Source organism: Streptococcus taoyuanensis (assembly GCF_029589235.1).
In the GTDB taxonomy this organism is placed as follows: Bacteria; Bacillota; Bacilli; order Lactobacillales; family Streptococcaceae; genus Streptococcus; species Streptococcus taoyuanensis.
The window spans coordinates 280,800-297,698 of record NZ_JARQVW010000001.1 but is presented as its reverse complement, the minus strand read 5'-3'; the positions used below and the strand labels follow the sequence as shown (position 1 = coordinate 297,698).

The following is a 16,899-nucleotide window of genomic DNA, read 5'->3' as shown; positions in this document are numbered from 1 at the left end:
CTAAAATTAACTCGAAATAGCAAGAGTGAAATAGAAGTTATAATCAGAGGAAAAACCTTTGTTATAGCCTTTTTGGACATAAAATAAAAAATTAATAAAATTTTACTAAAAACACTTGAAGTTTTACTTCTGATCAGATATAATACAAGTATAAAAACGTTTACAAAACTAAAGGAGTTTCTCATGACGACAACAATCACATCTCAAGATTTACAAGCAAAATTCCAGGCTGTCTTTGGGGAAAAGGCTGACCACACTTTCTTTTCACCAGGACGGATTAATCTGATTGGTGAACACACGGACTATAACGGAGGCCATGTTTTCCCAGCGGCTATCACACTTGGTACCTACGGAGCGGCAAGAAAGCGTGAGGATAAGGTCTTGCGTTTCTTCTCAGGAAACTTTGAAGACAAGGGGATTATTGAAGTTCCACTTGAAAATCTCCACTTTGAAAAAGAGCACAACTGGACCAACTATCCAAAAGGCGTGCTCCACTTCTTGCAAGAAGCTGGTCATGTCATTGATAGCGGTATGGACGTCTATGTCTACGGCAATATTCCAAATGGATCCGGTCTTTCTTCTTCAGCTTCGCTTGAGCTCTTGATTGGCGTCATCGCTGAGAAACTATATGATCTTCAGTTAGATCGTCTAGATCTGGTCAAGATCGGAAAACAAACCGAAAATCACTTCATCGGAGTTAACACTGGGATCATGGACCAATTTGCCATCGGTATGGGAGCGGACCAACGGGCTATTTATCTCGATACCAACACCCTAGAGTATGATTTGGTACCGCTGGACCTCAAAGACAATGTCGTAGTCATCATGAATACCAACAAACGCCGGGAATTAGCGGATTCAAAATACAATGAACGTCGTTCAGAATGTGAAACTGCCGTTTCTGAACTCCAAGAAAAATTGGATATCCAAACCTTAGGGGAATTGGATCTCTGGGCTTTTGATGCCTACAGCTACCTGATCAAGGATGAAAATCGCATCAAACGGGCTCGTCATGCTGTACTTGAGAACCAACGGACCCTCCAAGCTCGTAAGGCACTTGAAGCAGGTGATTTGGAAGGCTTTGGCCGTCTCATGAATGCTTCCCACGTATCTTTGGAGCATGACTACCAAGTGACTGGTCTAGAATTGGATACCTTAGTCCATACAGCCTGGGAACAAGAAGGCGTCTTGGGCGCTCGTATGACAGGAGCAGGCTTTGGTGGTTGCGCCATCGCCCTCGTAAACAAAGATAAAGTTGAAGCCTTTGAAGAAGCTGTCGGCAAACGCTATGAAGAAGTTGTTGGCTATGCGCCAAGCTTCTACATTGCAGAGATCGCGGCAGGGACACGGGTGCTTGATTAAAAAGGAGATAGGATGACAGAACAGGTATTAGATGCATTTGTCACAGCCGTCATTGCGGCAAGTGACTATGAAGAGATGGATCGGATTTATCTAAAAAACCGCGTTATGAGTCGCATTGGAGAAGAAGGGCTAAACGCCCCAGCTCATCAGGCTGACTTGATCGCACTCAAAGATCAGCTGGTGGAAATCGCTGTTGCGAATAGTAAGATCCAAGATAGCATGGCCGCAAAGGACAGCTTGGGAGCAGAGTTGATGGATTGGATCACCCCTAGCCCTAGTCAGGTCAACAATCGTTTCTGGGAGAACTACCGTCAGTCCAAGGAAGATGCGATTGCGGATTTCTACGCTCTCTCTAAGCGCAATGATTACATCAAGGTCAAGGCGATTGCACAAAACATTGCCTTTGAAGCAAAAACTCCCTATGGGTCTCTTGAAATCACCATCAATCTGTCAAAACCTGAAAAAGATCCTAAAGACATTGCAGCGGCGAAGCTGGCTAAAGCTAGTCATTATCCAGCCTGCCAATTATGCTTTGAAAATGAAGGCTATCAAGGTCGCCTAGACCATCCTGCCCGTGCCAATCATCGGATCATCCGCTTTGACATGGACGGTCATGATTGGGGCTTCCAGTATTCCCCTTATGCCTACTTCAATGAACACTGCATTTTCCTCGATAGCCAGCATGTTCCCATGGCCATTAGCCGCAAGACCTTTGAACGACTTTTGACCATTGTAGAGACTTTCCCAGGCTATTTTGCAGGCTCCAATGCAGATCTGCCCATTGTAGGGGGATCCATCCTGACTCATGACCATTATCAAGGCGGACGCCACACCTTCCCTATGGAGCTGGCAGAGCTTGACCAAACCTTTACCATTCCTGGCTTCGAAGAGGTTCAAGTGGGCATCGTTCGTTGGCCAATGTCAGTCTTGCGTCTGCAGTCAGATAACAAGGAAGAGCTGATTAACTTGGCAGACCATATCTTAGAAAGCTGGCGAGGTTACTCGGATCCAGCTGTGCAAGTCTTAGCCACATCTGACGGTCAACCCCATCATACCATTACCCCCATTGCACGAATCCGCGATGGGCATTATGAACTGGACTTGGTGCTCCGTGACAATCAAACCTCACCAGAGCATCCCGATGGCATTTACCACCCGCATGCGGATGTGCAACACATCAAAAAAGAAAATATCGGCCTGATCGAGGTCATGGGTCTAGCCATTTTGCCACCTCGACTCAAGGAAGAGCTCAAGCAGGTTCAAGACTATCTACTTAGACGTGAAAGCAGTGTGGCTAGTTACCACCAAGACTGGGCAGATGACTTGAAAGCTACTCACCCATCCATCACAGACGAAGCAGAGGCAGAAGCTGTTGTTCGTGAATCAGTTGGTCAAATCTTTGCGCGCGTGCTCGAAGATGCCGGTGTCTACAAGCGAACAGCAGAAGGCCAAGCAGCCTTTAGACGCTTTGTTGCGACACTTTAAGTGTGGAGAAGAGGCAGAAATTTGGTACAATAAGAGAGAAAACAAAGAAGCGAAAGGAAAATAAATGGCAATACTCGTACTCGGAGGAGCTGGCTATATCGGTTCCCATATGGTGGACCGCTTGGTTAATGAAGGACAGGAAAAAGTCGTCGTGGTCGATAGCCTGGTCACAGGCCACCGTGCAGCGGTGCATCCAGATGCCGTCTTTTACCAAGGAGACCTGGCGGATCAAGACTTTATGCGCACTGTTTTTAAGGAACATGCAGATATTGACGCCGTCATCCACTTTGCGGCCTATTCACTGGTTGCGGAATCTATGGCAGATCCATTGAAATATTTTGACAACAATACAGCTGGCATGGTCAAACTCTTGGAAGTCATGCATGAATGTGGAGTGCACTATATCGTCTTTTCTTCAACGGCTGCCACTTACGGTATTCCAGAAGAAATTCCGATTCTTGAAACCACTCCACAAAAGCCGATTAATCCTTATGGCGAAAGCAAGCTCATGATGGAAACCATTATGCGCTGGGCCGATCAAGCCTACGGCATCAAGTATGTGCCTCTTCGTTACTTTAATGTAGCGGGTGCTAAGCCAGATGGATCGATCGGAGAAGACCACGGACCAGAGACCCACCTCTTGCCAATCGTCTTACAAGTAGCCCAAGGCAAACGCGAGAAGATCTCTATTTTTGGGGATGACTACAAGACACCAGATGGCACCAATGTCCGGGATTATGTCCATCCATTTGACTTGGCAGATGCCCATCTGCTTGCCGTGGAGTATCTCCGAAATGGCAACCCATCGACCGCCTTTAATCTGGGTTCATCGACTGGATTCTCCAATCTTCAAATCGTTGAAGCAGCCCGCAAGGTGACAGGACATCCGATCCCACTTGAGATTGCTGATCGCCGACCAGGAGATCCAGATACCCTGATCGCATCATCTGAGAAGGCGCGTGCAATTCTTGGCTGGCAACCAAAATTTGATAATATCGAAACCATCATCCAAACAGCCTGGGCTTGGCATTCCAGCCACCCAGATGGCTACAATGATCGATAAGGAGGGGACTGCAAACATCATTTTTGAGGCTTTTCTAATAACATCTAAAACGACAGTTGATCTTGCTAAATGACTCATTTCAGAAATCAGTCATTTCCTTAACCATCATAAAATAGTGAGGGATTCAAAATGAATAAAACCACAAAATTGTTAGCCGTCTTCTTGACTGCGGGTCTTCTTTTAGCTGGTTGCGGACAAAAAGAGAGTACGAAATCTACTAGTCCATCGTCCACTAAAGCGACGAGTAAGGCAACAGGTAAATCATCCGCTAAAGAGAAGACAAAAGAGTCATCAACTGATGAAAGCAAAAAAGAAGATGCACTAGCAGGTGCACAAAAAACCGTTCTTGAAACGAGTGATGAAGCAGGTAAGTCAACCATCACCTTGTATTACAAGGGAGATACCTTGTTATTACAAGAAAAAGTTGATGATTACGATGTCTCAAAAGTTCCTGGTGAGAACCCTCTTGAAACCATGAAAGAAGCCGTTGCTAAGAGCCAAGAAAAATTTAAAGATCTGATGGGCCATGGATTTGAACTGACATCAGAATACAAGGACGGAATCTTTTATATCCGCAATACCATTGATTACACAAAAATCGATTTTAATAAATTAAAAGAAATCGTCCCAGGCTTTAATCCGTTAGATGACAAAACAGTTAGTTATTCAGTAACGAAAGACAGTCTTATCAAGGGTGGAATGGTAGAAAAATAAACAAAATAGAGAGCAGCTCAGTTTGCTGCTCTTTTTTGTTTTGGTATGAATTCATGGGCATATTTTGGTAGAATAGGATTTAAGGAAAAGTAAGATTAAAGAAATTTAACTTTACTGTTGTATGCAAAAATAGCAGTACTTAATGAGGTTTTTTTTATATAAAAATAGCATAAAAATCTAGTTATCCGCATAAAAACTGGACTTATCACACTTTATCAAGGTCAAAACCACTCAATTTACTACTAATTTACTACTTATGAATGAGCTTTGATACGACGATTTATCCTTGAAAAGTGAAGATATAAAGATACTTCCAATAAAATTTGAATATTTAATAGGTAGACACTTCAAAAAATGAGGTGTCTATTTTTTTACCCGATTTTGAAAGGAAGTGAACTTATGAAAACAAAAAATCAAGAATCAAAAGGTCGTTCCCCACTCTTTAAGACCATCAAACATTCATTCAGCCAATAAAAAAGAAAGGATAGGTAAAAATATGGAACTTAAATTTGTGATTCCCAACATGGAAAAAACATTCGGCAATTTAGAATTTGCTGGCGAGGATAAAGTCGTTCAGCGAAGAATCAACGGACGGCTAACTGTCTTATCAAGAAGCTATAATCTCTATTCTGATGTTCAAAGAGCAGATGATATTGTGGTGGTGCTTCCTGCTGAAGCTGGCGAAAAACATTTCGGCTTTGAGGAACGTGTGAAGTTAGTCAATCCACGTATTACCGCAGAGGGCTACAAAATCGGCACTCGTGGTTTTACAAATTACCTTTTACATGCTGACGACATGATAAAAGAATAAAGAAAGAGAGGAAAAATGATGAGATTAGCAAATGGCATTGTATTAGATAAAGACACGACTTTTGGAGAATTGAAATTCTCTGCTCTACGTCGTGAAGTGAGAATCCAAAATGAAGACGGGTCGGTTTCAGATGAAATCAAGGAACGTACCTATGACTTAAAATCCAAAGGACAAGGACGCATGATTCAAGTAAGTATTCCTGCCAGCGTGCCTTTGAAAGAGTTTGATTATAACGCACGGGTGGAACTTATCAATCCCATTGCGGACACCGTTGCTACTGCCACCTATCAAGGAGCAGATGTTGACTGGTATATCAAGGCAGACGATATTGTGCTGACAAAGGATTCTAGTTCATTCAAAGCTCAACCACAAGCAAAGAAAGAACCGACACAAGACAAATAGTCGCTAGGTAGAAAGGAGACTTTTTCGCATGAAACAGCGTGGTAAAAGGATTCGCCCATCTGGTAAAGATTTAGTCTTTCATTTTACGATAGCGTCACTCCTGCCTGTTTTCCTGCTGGTTGTCGGACTGTTTCATGTGAAGACAATCCAGCAGATCAACTGGCAGGATTTTAACCTATCACAAGCAGATAAGATTGACATTCCCTATTTAATTATCAGTTTCAGTGTCGCAATTCTTATCTGCTTGCTGGTAGCGTTTGTATTCAAACGGGTTCGCTATGATACGGTTAAACAACTTTACCACCGTCAAAAACTGGCAAAGATGATACTTGAAAACAAGTGGTATGAATCTGAACAGGTCAAAACAGAGGGTTTCTTTAAAGATAGTGCTGGTCGTACAAAGGAAAAGATAACCTACTTCCCTAAAATGTATTATCGACTTAAAAATGGCTTGATACAGATACGGGTGGAAATCACGCTGGGAAAATATCAAGACCAACTCTTACACTTGGAAAAGAAATTAGAGAGTGGCTTGTACTGTGAGCTGACGGATAAAGAGTTAAAGGATTCCTATGTGGAATATACTTTGCTCTATGACACCATAGCCAGTCGTATTTCTATTGATGAAGTAGAAGCTAAAGATGGTAAACTTCGCTTAATGAAAAACGTATGGTGGGAATATGATAAGCTCCCTCATATGTTGATTGCTGGTGGTACAGGTGGCGGTAAAACTTACTTTATACTGACACTGATTGAAGCCTTGCTTCATACAGATTCAAAACTGTATATTCTTGACCCGAAAAATGCTGACCTTGCGGACTTAGGTTCTGTGATGGCAAATGTCTACTATAGAAAAGAAGACTTGCTTTCTTGCATTGAAACATTCTATGAAGAAATGATGAAACGTAGTGAGGAAATGAAGCAGATGAAGAACTATAAGACTGGCAAAAATTATGCTTACTTAGGTCTCCCGGCACACTTCTTAATCTTTGATGAATACGTCGCTTTCATGGAAATGCTGGGAACAAAAGAAAACACCGCAGTTATGAATAAGCTGAAACAGATTGTCATGTTAGGTCGTCAAGCTGGCTTCTTTCTAATACTGGCTTGTCAACGTCCAGACGCAAAATATTTAGGCGACGGAATCCGTGATCAGTTTAATTTCAGAGTGGCTTTAGGTCGTATGTCTGAAATGGGCTATGGCATGATGTTTGGCAGTGACGTACAAAAGGATTTCTTCTTAAAGCGAATCAAAGGTCGTGGCTATGTTGATGTAGGAACAAGTGTCATATCAGAGTTTTATACTCCCCTTGTACCAAAAGGATATGATTTCTTGGAGGAAATTAAAAAGTTATCCAACAGCAGACAGTCCACGCAGGCGACGTGCGAAGCGGAAGTCGCAGGTGTGGACTGATCTTGCTGGCTGGTGTGGCAATAGCCACGCCAGCACTTAACCCCCCGTTTCTAACAGGGGGGTACAAATCGACAGGAAACAGTCAAAAAAACATTAGAAAATCCTTTGGTTACAAGGGATTTACAAAATTTCAGCGTATGTCAAATGGGCTTTAAAAGTTGACATACGCCTTTTTGATTGGAGGGATTTTTACTGAATGAACAAACTTGGTTACAGCATTTAAAAGAAAAACGCTTGGCTTATGGACTATCTCAAAACCGTTTAGCTGTTGCGACTGGTATTACAAGGCAGTATCTAAGCGATATTGAAACAGGAAAAGTCAAGCCATCAGAGGATTTACAGCAGTCCCTTTGGGAAGCTCTGGAACGCTTCAATCCCGACGCTCCCCTTGAAATGCTGTTTGATTATGTAAGGATTCGCTTTCCGACAACAGACGTACAGCAGGTGGTCGAAAACATCTTACAACTGAAACTGTCCTATTTTCTTCATGAGGACTATGGTTTCTATTCTTATTCAGAGCATTATGCTTTAGGCGACATATTCGTCCTTTGCTCCCATGAACTGGACAAAGGAGTTCTGGTGGAATTGAAAGGTCGTGGGTGCAGACAATTTGAAAGCTATCTTCTGGCACAACAAAGAAGCTGGTATGAGTTCTTTATGGACGTTTTGGTGGCTGGCGGTGTGATGAAACGCCTTGACCTTGCCATTAACGATAAGACAGGGATTTTGAATATCCCTGTACTCACTGAAAAGTGCCAACAGGAAGAATGTATCTCCGTCTTCCGCAGTTTTAAAAGCTATCGCAGTGGCGAACTGGTACGCAAAGAGGAAAAGGAATGTATGGGAAACACCCTCTATATCGGTTCATTACAAAGTGAAGTTTATTTCTGTATCTATGAAAAGGACTACGAGCAGTACAAGAAAAATGATATTCCCATTGAAGACGCAGAAGTAAAAAACCGTTTTGAGATTCGATTGAAAAATGAGCGTGCCTATTATGCAGTCCGTGATTTACTCGTCTATGACAATCCAGAGCATACCGCCTTTAAAATTATCAATCGGTATATCCGTTTTGTAGATAAAGACGATTCCAAACCTCGTTCTGATTGGAAACTGAATGAAGAATGGGCTTGGTTTATTGGGAACAATCGTGAACGATTAAAACTAACCACAAAACCAGAGCCTTACTCCTTCCAAAGGACGCTGAACTGGCTATCTCATCAAGTTGCCCCGACCTTAAAGGTTGCGATTAAACTTGATGAAATCAACCAGACGCAGGTTGTAAAAGACATTCTCGACCATGCGAAACTGACAGACCGACACAAGCAGATTTTGAAGCAACAGTCAGTAAAAGAACAGGACGTGATAACAACAAAAAAATAACTCAAATACAAATTCATTGAATATAGAGAGGAGAACATTTTTATGAATTTTGGACAAAACCTTTATAACTGGTTTCTATCAAACGCTCAATCACTGGTGCTTTTAGCAATCGTTGTGATTGGCTTGTATCTTGGCTTCAAGCGTGAGTTTAGCAAACTGATTGGCTTTTTAATTATTGCGATTATTGCGGTTGGCTTAGTCTTCAACGCTGCTGGAGTAAAAGACATTTTACTAGAGCTATTCAATCGCATTATTGGTGCTTAAATAAAACCGTTCTTTTGTGGAATATAAGTGGTTTTCTTATGTTCCGCAAAGGAATGGTACACCAAACGAAGTGCGGTAGGGATTTTTGAATCTCTACAAAGAAAGGACGTGAATATATGGACGATATGCAAGTCTATATTGCGAATTTAGGCAAATACAATGAGGGCGAATTGGTCGGTGCGTGGTTTACCTTTCCCATTGACTTTGAGGAAGTCAAAGAGAAAATCGGCTTGAATGATGAATATGAGGAATACGCCATTCATGACTACGAGTTACCCTTTACGGTTGACGAATACACTTCCATTGGCGAACTCAATCGACTATGGGAAATGGTATCGGAATTACCCGAAGAATTACAATCGGAGCTATCTGCTCTGCTCACTCATTTTTCAAGCATTGAAGAACTAAGCGAACATCAAGAGGATATTATCATTCATTCCGATTGTGATGATATGTATGACGTGGCACGCTACTACATTGAAGAAACGGGTGCTTTAGGCGAAGTACCAGCTAGTCTTCAAAACTATATTGATTATCAAGCCTATGGTCGGGATTTAGACCTTTCAGGAACGTTTATCTCAACCAATCATGGGATTTTTGAAATCGTCTATTAAATCTGTCGGTACATTACTACTGGCAGATTTTCTATTTTACGGGGTGGCTCAATCAGCTACCCCTATTTTTTATGAAAGGATTGATTACATGAAGAAAATACGAAGCTATACCAGTATCTGGTCTGTGGAAAAGGTACTGTATTCTATCAATGATTTTAGACTTCCGTTTCCCATAACCTTTACGCAAATGACATGGTTTGTCGTGTCACTCTTTGCAGTGATGATACTTGGCAACTTGCCCCCTCTTTCCATGATAGAGGGAGCATTTCTCAAATACTTTGGGATTCCTGTGGCTTTCACATGGTTTATGTCTACAAAAACTTTTGATGGTAAAAAGCCTTATGGATTTTTGAAGTCTGTCATTGCTTATGCACTGCGACCAAAGCTGACCTATGCAGGAAAAAAAGTAACGCTTGGCAGAAACCAGCCACAAGAAGCCATTACAGCAGTTAGGAGTGAATTTTATGGCATATCCAATTAAATACATTGAAAACAATCTCGTCTGGAATAAAGACGGGGAATGTTATGCTTACTATGAGCTTGTTCCTTACAATTACTCATTTCTAAGTCCAGAACAGAAAATACAAGTGCATGATTCTTTCAGACAGCTTATCGCACAAAATCGTGATGGCAAAATTCATGCTTTACAAATCAGTACAGAATCCAGCATACGTTCTGCACAAGAGCGTTCCAAAAATGAAGTCACTGGCAAGCTCAAAGCGGTTGCCTATGACAAAATCGACCAACAGACAGACGCTTTAATATCCATGATTGGCGAAAATCAAGTGAACTACCGTTTCTTTATCGGCTTTAAGTTGCTTCTCAACGATCAGGAGTTTTCTATGAAAAGTCTTACCGTTGAAGCAAAAAATGCTTTGTCTGATTTTGTCTATGATGTGAACCATAAGCTGATGGGCGATTTTGTTAGTATGAGTAATGATGAAATCCTGCGTTTTCAGAAGATGGAAAAGCTCTTAGAAAATAAAATCTCTCGTCGTTTCAAAATCCGCAGGTTAGATAAGGACGACTTCGGCTATCTGATTGAACACCTTTACGGACAGACAGGCACTGCCTATGAAGAGTATGAGTACCATCTATCAAAGAAAAAGCTGGATAATGAAACGCTGATTAAATACTATGACTTGATTAAGCCTACTCGCTGTTTGGTGGAAGAAAAACAGCGATATTTGAAAATCCAGCAGGAAGATGAAACCGTCTATGTAGCTTACTTTACCATTAACAGCATTGTCGGAGAACTGGACTTCCCGTCCTCTGAAATCTTCTACTACCAGCAACAGCAATTTACATTCCCGATTGATACGTCAATGAATGTGGAAATTGTAGCGAATCGTAAAGCCCTATCTACTGTCCGCAATAAAAAGAAAGAACTGAAAGACTTGGATAACCACGCTTGGCAAAGTGATAATGAAACCAGCTCCAATGTGGCGGAAGCTCTGGAAAGTGTGAATGAGCTGGAAACCAATTTAGACCAAAGCAAGGAATCTATGTACAAGCTGTCTTATGTGGTAAGGGTATCAGCAAATGATCTTGACGAACTCAAACGTCGTTGTAATGAAGTGAAAGATTTTTATGACGATTTAAGCGTAAAACTGGTACGACCATTTGGGGATATGCTCGGCTTACATGAAGAATTTTTACCTGCCAGCAAGCGTTATATGAATGATTATATTCAATACGTGACCTCTGATTTCCTCGCTGGTTTAGGTTTTGGTGCTACTCAAATGCTGGGGGAAAATGAGGGGATTTATGTTGGCTACAGCTTAGATACTGGACGCAATGTCTATCTGAAACCTGCTCTTGCCAGTCAAGGGGTTAAGGGTTCAGTAACCAATGCGTTAGCGTCGGCTTTTGTTGGTTCGCTGGGTGGTGGTAAATCCTTTGCGAATAACCTTATCGTCTATTATGCGGTGCTTTATGGGGCACAAGCAGTGATTGTAGACCCAAAAGCAGAACGTGGCAGATGGAAAGAAACCTTGCCAGAGATTTCCCATGAAATCAATATCGTCACTCTGACTTCTGATGAGAAAAACAAAGGCTTACTTGACCCTTATGTGATTATGAAAAATCCCAAAGATTCTGAATCACTGGCTATTGATATTCTGACATTCCTTACGGGGATTTCCTCTCGTGATGGGGAACGCTTCCCAATCCTTAGAAAAGCCATTCGTGCAGTAACCAATAGTGAAGTACGAGGGTTGATGAAAGTGATTGAGGAATTACGGGTTGAGAATACGCCACTAAGTACCAGTATAGCCGACCATATCGAAAGTTTTACAGACTATGACTTTGCACATTTATTATTCAGTAATGGTTATGTGGAGCAGTCTATCAGCTTAGAAAAACAACTGAACATTATACAGGTTGCGGACTTGGTACTTCCCGACAAGGAAACTTCCTTTGAGGAATATACCACTATGGAGCTTTTATCCGTTGCTATGCTGATTGTCATTAGTACCTTTGCTTTAGACTTTATCCATACAGACCGAAGCATTTTCAAGATTGTAGATTTAGACGAAGCATGGAGCTTTTTACAGGTAGCACAAGGAAAAACACTATCTATGAAGCTGGTTCGGGCTGGTCGTGCTATGAACGCTGGGGTATATTTCGTGACCCAAAATACAGACGACCTCTTAGATGAAAAACTGAAAAATAACCTCGGCTTAAAATTTGCATTTCGTTCCACTGACCTTAACGAGATTAAAAAGACCTTAGCCTTTTTTGGTGTAGACCCAGAGGACGAAAACAATCAGAAGCGATTGCGTGATTTGGAAAACGGGCAATGCCTTATCAGTGATTTATATGGTCGTGTCGGTGTGATACAGTTCCACCCTGTATTTGAAGAACTGCTCCATGCCTTTGATACCAGACCACCTGTGCGAAAAGAGGTGTAAATGTGAAACCATCAATAGTAAACAGAATAAAATCAAACTGGACGCTGAAACGTCTAGGTAAAGTGGCAATGACAGTGGCTTTCACACTTGTGATTGCCATTTTTCTTTTAGCCATGCTGGGAACGGTGGTTCAAGCTGCGGGCTTGGTAGATGATACGGTCAATGTGGCAAATGAATACAGCCGATACCCACTTGAAAACTATCAACTGGATTTTTATGTGGATAATAGCTGGGGCTGGCTTCCGTGGAACTGGTCGGACGGGATTGGAAAACAGGTCATGTATGGACTATATGCCATTACCAATTTTATTTGGACAATCAGTTTGTATGTTTCCAATGCGACAGGTTACTTAGTACAGGAAGCCTATTCCTTAGACTTCATTTCCGCTACAGCAGATTCCATTGGTAAGAATATGCAGACCTTAGCTGGTGTGAGTGCAAACGGATTTTCAACAGAGGGTTTCTATGTTGGATTCCTCTTACTCTTGATTTTGGTTCTTGGGGTTTATGTTGCCTATACGGGACTGATAAAGAGAGAAACCACAAAGGCAATTCATGCCATTATGAATTTTGTGCTGGTGTTTATCCTATCGGCTTCCTTTATTGCCTACGCTCCCGACTACATTAAAAAAATCAATGACTTTTCATCAGACATCAGTAATGCCAGTTTATCACTTGGCACGAAGATTGTCATGCCCCATTCCGATAGTCAAGGCAAGGACAGCGTGGACTTAATCAGAGATAGCCTGTTTTCCATACAGGTTCAGCAACCGTGGCTACTGCTTCAATACAACAGTTCAGACATTGAAAGTATCGGTATTGACCGTGTGGAAAGCCTGCTCTCCACCAGCCCAGATTCCAACAATGGCGAAGACAGAGAAAAAATTGTTGCGGAAGAAATTGAAGACAGAAGCAATACCAATCTAACCATTACAAAGACCATTAACCGTTTAGGTACAGTCTTCTTCCTATTTGTCTTCAATATTGGGATTTCCATATTTGTATTCCTATTAACAGGAATCATGATTTTCTCGCAGGTACTTTTTATCATCTATGCTATGTTTCTGCCTGTGAGCTTTATTTTAAGCATGATTCCATCATTTGATGGTATGTCAAAACGAGCCATAACAAAGCTCTTTAATACCATTTTGACACGAGCTGGAATCACATTGATTATTACGACAGCATTTAGTATTTCAACCATGCTCTATACCTTATCGGCTGGTTATCCGTTCTTTTTGATTGCTTTTCTACAGATTGTGACCTTTGCAGGAATCTACTTCAAGCTGGGCGATTTAATGAGTATGTTTTCTCTACAGAGTAACGATTCTCAAAGTGTGGGAAGTCGTGTGATGAGAAAACCTCGTATGCTTATGCACGCTCACATGCACCGTCTACAGCGGAAACTTGGACGTTCCATGACTACTCTAGGGGCTGGGTCTGCCATTGTTACAGGTAAAAAAGGACAGTCGGGTTCGGGGAGTTCTGCAAGGACACAAGCAGATCACTCCCGACCAGACGGAAAGGAAAAATCAACACTTGGAAAACGTATCGGTCAAACCATCGGTACAGTAGCTGATACCAAAGACAGAATGGTAGACACTGCTAGTGGTTTGAAAGAACAGGTTAAAGATTTGCCGACCAATGCAAGATATGCAGTATATCAAGGAAAATCCAAAGTAAAAGAGAATGTCCGTGATTTAACCAGTAGTATTTCTCAAACCAAAGCGGACAGAGCCAGTGGACGCAAGGAACAGCAGGAACAAAGGCGAAAAACCATTGCGAAGCGTCGCTCTGAAATGGAACAGGTCAAACAGAAAAAACAGCCTGCTTCTTCTGTTCATGAAAGACCGACTACAAGACAAGAACAATATCATGATGAACAGACCTCAAAACAGTCTAATATTCAGACTTCATATAAGGAATCTCAACAAGCCAAACAAGAGCGTCCAGCAGTTAAGTCCGATTTTTCAAGTCCAAAAGTGGAACGCCAAGGCAATACCGTTCAAGAAAAAACCGTTCAAAAGCCAGCAACTTCAACCACTACAGCAGATAGAACTTCACAACGTCCAATCACAAAAGAACGTCCGTCTACTGTTCAAAGAGTACCACTACAAAATACAAGAAGTAGACCACCAATCAAAACCGCCACCATTAAGAAAGTCGGTAAGAAACCATGAAGTTGAAAACTTTAGTGATTGGTGGTTCTGGATTATTCTTGATGGTCTTCTCACTGCTTCTGTTTGTTGCCATTTTATTTTCAGATGAACAGGACAGCGGAATTTCCAATATTCATTATGGAGGTGTGAATGTTTCCGCAGAAGTGCTGGCTCATAAGCCTATGGTAGAAAAATATGCCAAAGAATATGGCGTTGAAGAATATGTCAACATACTTCTTGCGATTATACAGGTGGAATCGGGCGGTACTGCGGAAGATGTTATGCAGTCCTCGGAATCCCTCGGTCTTCCACCTAATTCATTGAGTACAGAAGAATCCATTAAGCAAGGTGTGAAGTATTTCAGTGAATTATTAGCCAGTAGCGAAAGGCTCAGTGTAGATTTAGAATCGGTTATCCAGTCCTACAATTATGGTGGTGGTTTCTTAGGGTATGTGGCTAATCGTGGAAATAAATATACCTTTGAACTGGCTCAAAGTTTCTCAAAAGAGTATTCAGGTGGCGAAAAAGTGTCTTACCCCAATCCCATAGCCATACCTATCAATGGGGGCTGGCGATACAACTATGGCAATATGTTTTATGTGCAACTGGTAACGCAGTATCTTGTCACAACAGAGTTTGATGATGATACGGTACAAGCCATCATGGACGAAGCACTGAAATATGAGGGCTGGCGATACGTTTACGGTGGAGCTTCCCCGACTACTTCTTTTGATTGTAGCGGACTGACACAATGGACGTATGGAAAAGCTGGAATTAACTTACCACGAACCGCACAACAGCAATATGATGTGACCCAGCATATCCCACTATCGGAAGCACAAGCTGGCGATTTGGTTTTCTTTCATTCTACCTATAACGCTGGCTCTTATATTACTCATGTTGGGATATACCTTGGCAATAACCGTATGTTTCATGCAGGCGACCCAATCGGTTATGCCGACTTAACAAGCCCCTACTGGCAACAGCATTTAGTGGGAGCAGGACGAATCAAACAATGAGAAAGGAAGATTTAATGATGAAATTTAGAAAAAATCAGAATAAAGAAAAACAGATACCAAAGGAAAAGAAACCTCGTGTCTACTATAAGGTCAATCCTCATAAAAAGGTTGTGATTGCCTTGTGGGTACTTTTAGGGCTTAGTTTCAGCTTTGCGATATTCAAGCACTTTACAGCTATAGATACTCATACTATTCACGAAACAACTATCATAGAAAAGGAATACGTTGATACTCATCATGTAGAAAATTTTGTAGAGAACTTTGCGAAAGTCTACTATTCATGGGAGCAATCCGATAAGTCCATTGATAATCGAATGGAAAGTCTAAAAGGCTATCTGACAGATGAACTTCAAGCTCTCAATGTTGATACAGTACGCAAAGATATTCCTGTATCGTCTTCTGTAAGAGGATTTCAGATATGGACGGTAGAGCCAACTGGCGACAATGAGTTTAATGTAACCTACAGTGTAGACCAGCTCATTACAGAGGGAGAAAATACAAAGACCGTCCACTCTGCTTATATAGTGAGTGTCTATGTAGATGGTTCTGGAAATATGGTACTGGTTAAGAATCCGACCATTACCAACATACCTAAGAAATCAAGTTATAAACCAAAAGCCATTGAAAGTGAGGGGACGGTTGATTCCATTACAACCAATGAAATCAATGAGTTTTTAACGACGTTCTTCAAGCTCTATCCTACAGCGACAGCCAGTGAACTTTCCTACTATGTGAATGACGGGATATTAAAACCAATCGGAAAAGAGTACATCTTTCAAGAACTGGTAAATCCTATTCACAATCGTAAGGATAATCAAGTCACGGTATCGCTGACAGTGGAGTATATCGACCAGCAGACCAAAGCAACGCAGGTATCTCAATTTGATTTGGTACTTGAAAAGAACGGGAGTAATTGGAAGATTATAGAATAACAAATATTGGTACATTATTACAGCTATTTTGTAATCACGTACTCTCTTTGATAAAAAATTGGAGATTCCTTGACAAATATGCTCTTACGTGCTATTATTTAAGTATCTATTTAAAAGGAGTTAATAAATATGCGGCAAGGTATTCTTAAATAAACTGTCAATTTGATAGTGGGAACAAATAATTGGATGTCCTTTTTTAGGAGGGCTTAGTTTTTTGTACCCAGTTTAAGAATACCTTTATCATGTGATTCTAAAGTATCCAGAGAATATCTGTATGCTTTGTATACCTATGGTTATGCATAAAAATCCCAGTGATAAAAGTATTTATCACTGGGATTTTTATGCCCTTTTGGGTTTTTGAATGG

15 protein-coding genes and 1 pseudogene are annotated in these 16,899 nt (G+C 41.4%); all 16 read left to right on the top strand.

Annotation, left to right across the window (positions count from 1 at the left end; genetic code table 11):
- The first annotated feature begins 183 nt into the window (after positions 1-183).
- Entirely contained in the window at positions 184-1,362 is a 1,179-nt protein-coding gene (locus P5Y91_RS01450) for a galactokinase (protein WP_442478248.1), read from the top strand.
- 12 nt (positions 1,363-1,374) lie between these two features.
- Entirely contained in the window at positions 1,375-2,847 is a 1,473-nt protein-coding gene (gene galT, locus P5Y91_RS01445) for a UDP-glucose--hexose-1-phosphate uridylyltransferase (RefSeq protein WP_277838792.1), read from the top strand.
- A gap of 64 nt (positions 2,848-2,911) precedes the next feature.
- On the top strand, positions 2,912-3,910 hold the full coding sequence (gene galE / locus P5Y91_RS01440; RefSeq protein ID WP_070594975.1) for a UDP-glucose 4-epimerase GalE: 999 nt from the start codon (positions 2,912-2,914) through the stop codon (positions 3,908-3,910).
- Positions 3,911-4,039: 129 nt separating this feature from the next.
- On the top strand, positions 4,040-4,624 hold the full coding sequence (locus P5Y91_RS01435; RefSeq protein ID WP_277838791.1) for a DUF1307 domain-containing protein: 585 nt from the start codon (positions 4,040-4,042) through the stop codon (positions 4,622-4,624).
- A gap of 496 nt (positions 4,625-5,120) precedes the next feature.
- Complete coding sequence (locus P5Y91_RS01430) at positions 5,121-5,435, top strand: YdcP family protein (protein WP_000420682.1); 315 nt, start codon at positions 5,121-5,123, stop codon at positions 5,433-5,435.
- Between the two features lie 15 nt (positions 5,436-5,450).
- The gene (locus P5Y91_RS01425) at positions 5,451-5,837 is read left to right on the top strand and encodes a YdcP family protein (RefSeq protein WP_000985015.1); all 387 of its coding nucleotides are present in this window, start codon (positions 5,451-5,453) and stop codon (positions 5,835-5,837) included.
- A 28-nt stretch (positions 5,838-5,865) separates the two neighbouring features.
- A complete protein-coding gene (locus P5Y91_RS01420) occupies positions 5,866-7,251 on the top strand; it encodes an FtsK/SpoIIIE domain-containing protein (RefSeq protein WP_000813488.1) in 1,386 nt (461 codons plus the stop codon).
- Between the two features lie 177 nt (positions 7,252-7,428).
- Positions 7,429-8,634: a MobT family relaxase gene (gene mobT / locus P5Y91_RS01410; RefSeq protein ID WP_000398284.1), complete on the top strand. Its 1,206-nt coding sequence runs from the start codon at positions 7,429-7,431 to the stop codon at positions 8,632-8,634.
- Between the two features lie 42 nt (positions 8,635-8,676).
- Positions 8,677-8,898, top strand: a complete 222-nt coding sequence (locus P5Y91_RS01405; RefSeq protein ID WP_001009056.1) for a hypothetical protein — start codon at positions 8,677-8,679, stop codon at positions 8,896-8,898.
- A gap of 116 nt (positions 8,899-9,014) precedes the next feature.
- The gene (locus tag P5Y91_RS01400) at positions 9,015-9,512 is read left to right on the top strand and encodes an antirestriction protein ArdA (protein ID WP_000342539.1); all 498 of its coding nucleotides are present in this window, start codon (positions 9,015-9,017) and stop codon (positions 9,510-9,512) included.
- Between the two features lie 88 nt (positions 9,513-9,600).
- On the top strand, positions 9,601-9,993 hold the full coding sequence (locus P5Y91_RS01395; RefSeq protein WP_000723888.1) for a conjugal transfer protein: 393 nt from the start codon (positions 9,601-9,603) through the stop codon (positions 9,991-9,993).
- A complete protein-coding gene (tcpF, locus tag P5Y91_RS01390) occupies positions 9,977-12,424 on the top strand; it encodes a conjugal transfer ATPase TcpF (RefSeq protein WP_000331160.1) in 2,448 nt (815 codons plus the stop codon). The genes P5Y91_RS01395 and tcpF overlap by 17 nt, the downstream gene beginning before the upstream one ends.
- Before the next feature lie 2 nt (positions 12,425-12,426).
- Positions 12,427-14,604, top strand: coding sequence for a CD3337/EF1877 family mobilome membrane protein (locus P5Y91_RS01385; protein ID WP_000804748.1), 2,178 nt, complete (start codon positions 12,427-12,429; stop codon positions 14,602-14,604).
- On the top strand, positions 14,601-15,602 hold the full coding sequence (locus P5Y91_RS01380; protein ID WP_000769868.1) for a bifunctional lytic transglycosylase/C40 family peptidase: 1,002 nt from the start codon (positions 14,601-14,603) through the stop codon (positions 15,600-15,602). The genes P5Y91_RS01385 and P5Y91_RS01380 overlap by 4 nt, the downstream gene beginning before the upstream one ends.
- The gene (locus tag P5Y91_RS01375; RefSeq protein WP_001224320.1) at positions 15,599-16,534 is read left to right on the top strand and encodes a conjugal transfer protein; all 936 of its coding nucleotides are present in this window, start codon (positions 15,599-15,601) and stop codon (positions 16,532-16,534) included. Before P5Y91_RS01380 ends, P5Y91_RS01375 begins: the two co-directional genes overlap by 4 nt.
- Positions 16,535-16,847: 313 nt before the next feature.
- Positions 16,848-16,895, top strand: a pseudogene (locus tag P5Y91_RS10380) (hypothetical protein); the annotation flags it as partial.
- Between the last annotated feature and the right edge of the window lie 4 nt (positions 16,896-16,899).

Excerpts from the sequence above, each read along its gene's own strand:
- P5Y91_RS01405 (WP_001009056.1), top strand. The coding sequence starts at position 8,677 with ATGAATTTTGGACAAAACCTTTATAACTGGTTTCTATCAAACGCTCAA.
- P5Y91_RS01400 (WP_000342539.1), top strand. The coding sequence starts at position 9,015 with ATGGACGATATGCAAGTCTATATTGCGAATTTAGGCAAATACAATGAG.
- P5Y91_RS01435 (WP_277838791.1), top strand. The coding sequence starts at position 4,040 with ATGAATAAAACCACAAAATTGTTAGCCGTCTTCTTGACTGCGGGTCTT.
- P5Y91_RS01395 (WP_000723888.1), top strand. The coding sequence starts at position 9,601 with ATGAAGAAAATACGAAGCTATACCAGTATCTGGTCTGTGGAAAAGGTA.
- galT (WP_277838792.1), top strand. The coding sequence starts at position 1,375 with ATGACAGAACAGGTATTAGATGCATTTGTCACAGCCGTCATTGCGGCA.
- P5Y91_RS01380 (WP_000769868.1), top strand. The coding sequence starts at position 14,601 with ATGAAGTTGAAAACTTTAGTGATTGGTGGTTCTGGATTATTCTTGATG.
- P5Y91_RS01375 (WP_001224320.1), top strand. The coding sequence starts at position 15,599 with ATGAGAAAGGAAGATTTAATGATGAAATTTAGAAAAAATCAGAATAAA.
- tcpF (WP_000331160.1), top strand. The coding sequence starts at position 9,977 with ATGGCATATCCAATTAAATACATTGAAAACAATCTCGTCTGGAATAAA.
- P5Y91_RS01430 (WP_000420682.1), top strand. The coding sequence starts at position 5,121 with ATGGAACTTAAATTTGTGATTCCCAACATGGAAAAAACATTCGGCAAT.
- P5Y91_RS01425 (WP_000985015.1), top strand. The coding sequence starts at position 5,451 with ATGATGAGATTAGCAAATGGCATTGTATTAGATAAAGACACGACTTTT.
- galE (WP_070594975.1), top strand. The coding sequence starts at position 2,912 with ATGGCAATACTCGTACTCGGAGGAGCTGGCTATATCGGTTCCCATATG.
- P5Y91_RS01420 (WP_000813488.1), top strand. The coding sequence starts at position 5,866 with ATGAAACAGCGTGGTAAAAGGATTCGCCCATCTGGTAAAGATTTAGTC.
- P5Y91_RS01450 (WP_442478248.1), top strand. The coding sequence starts at position 184 with ATGACGACAACAATCACATCTCAAGATTTACAAGCAAAATTCCAGGCT.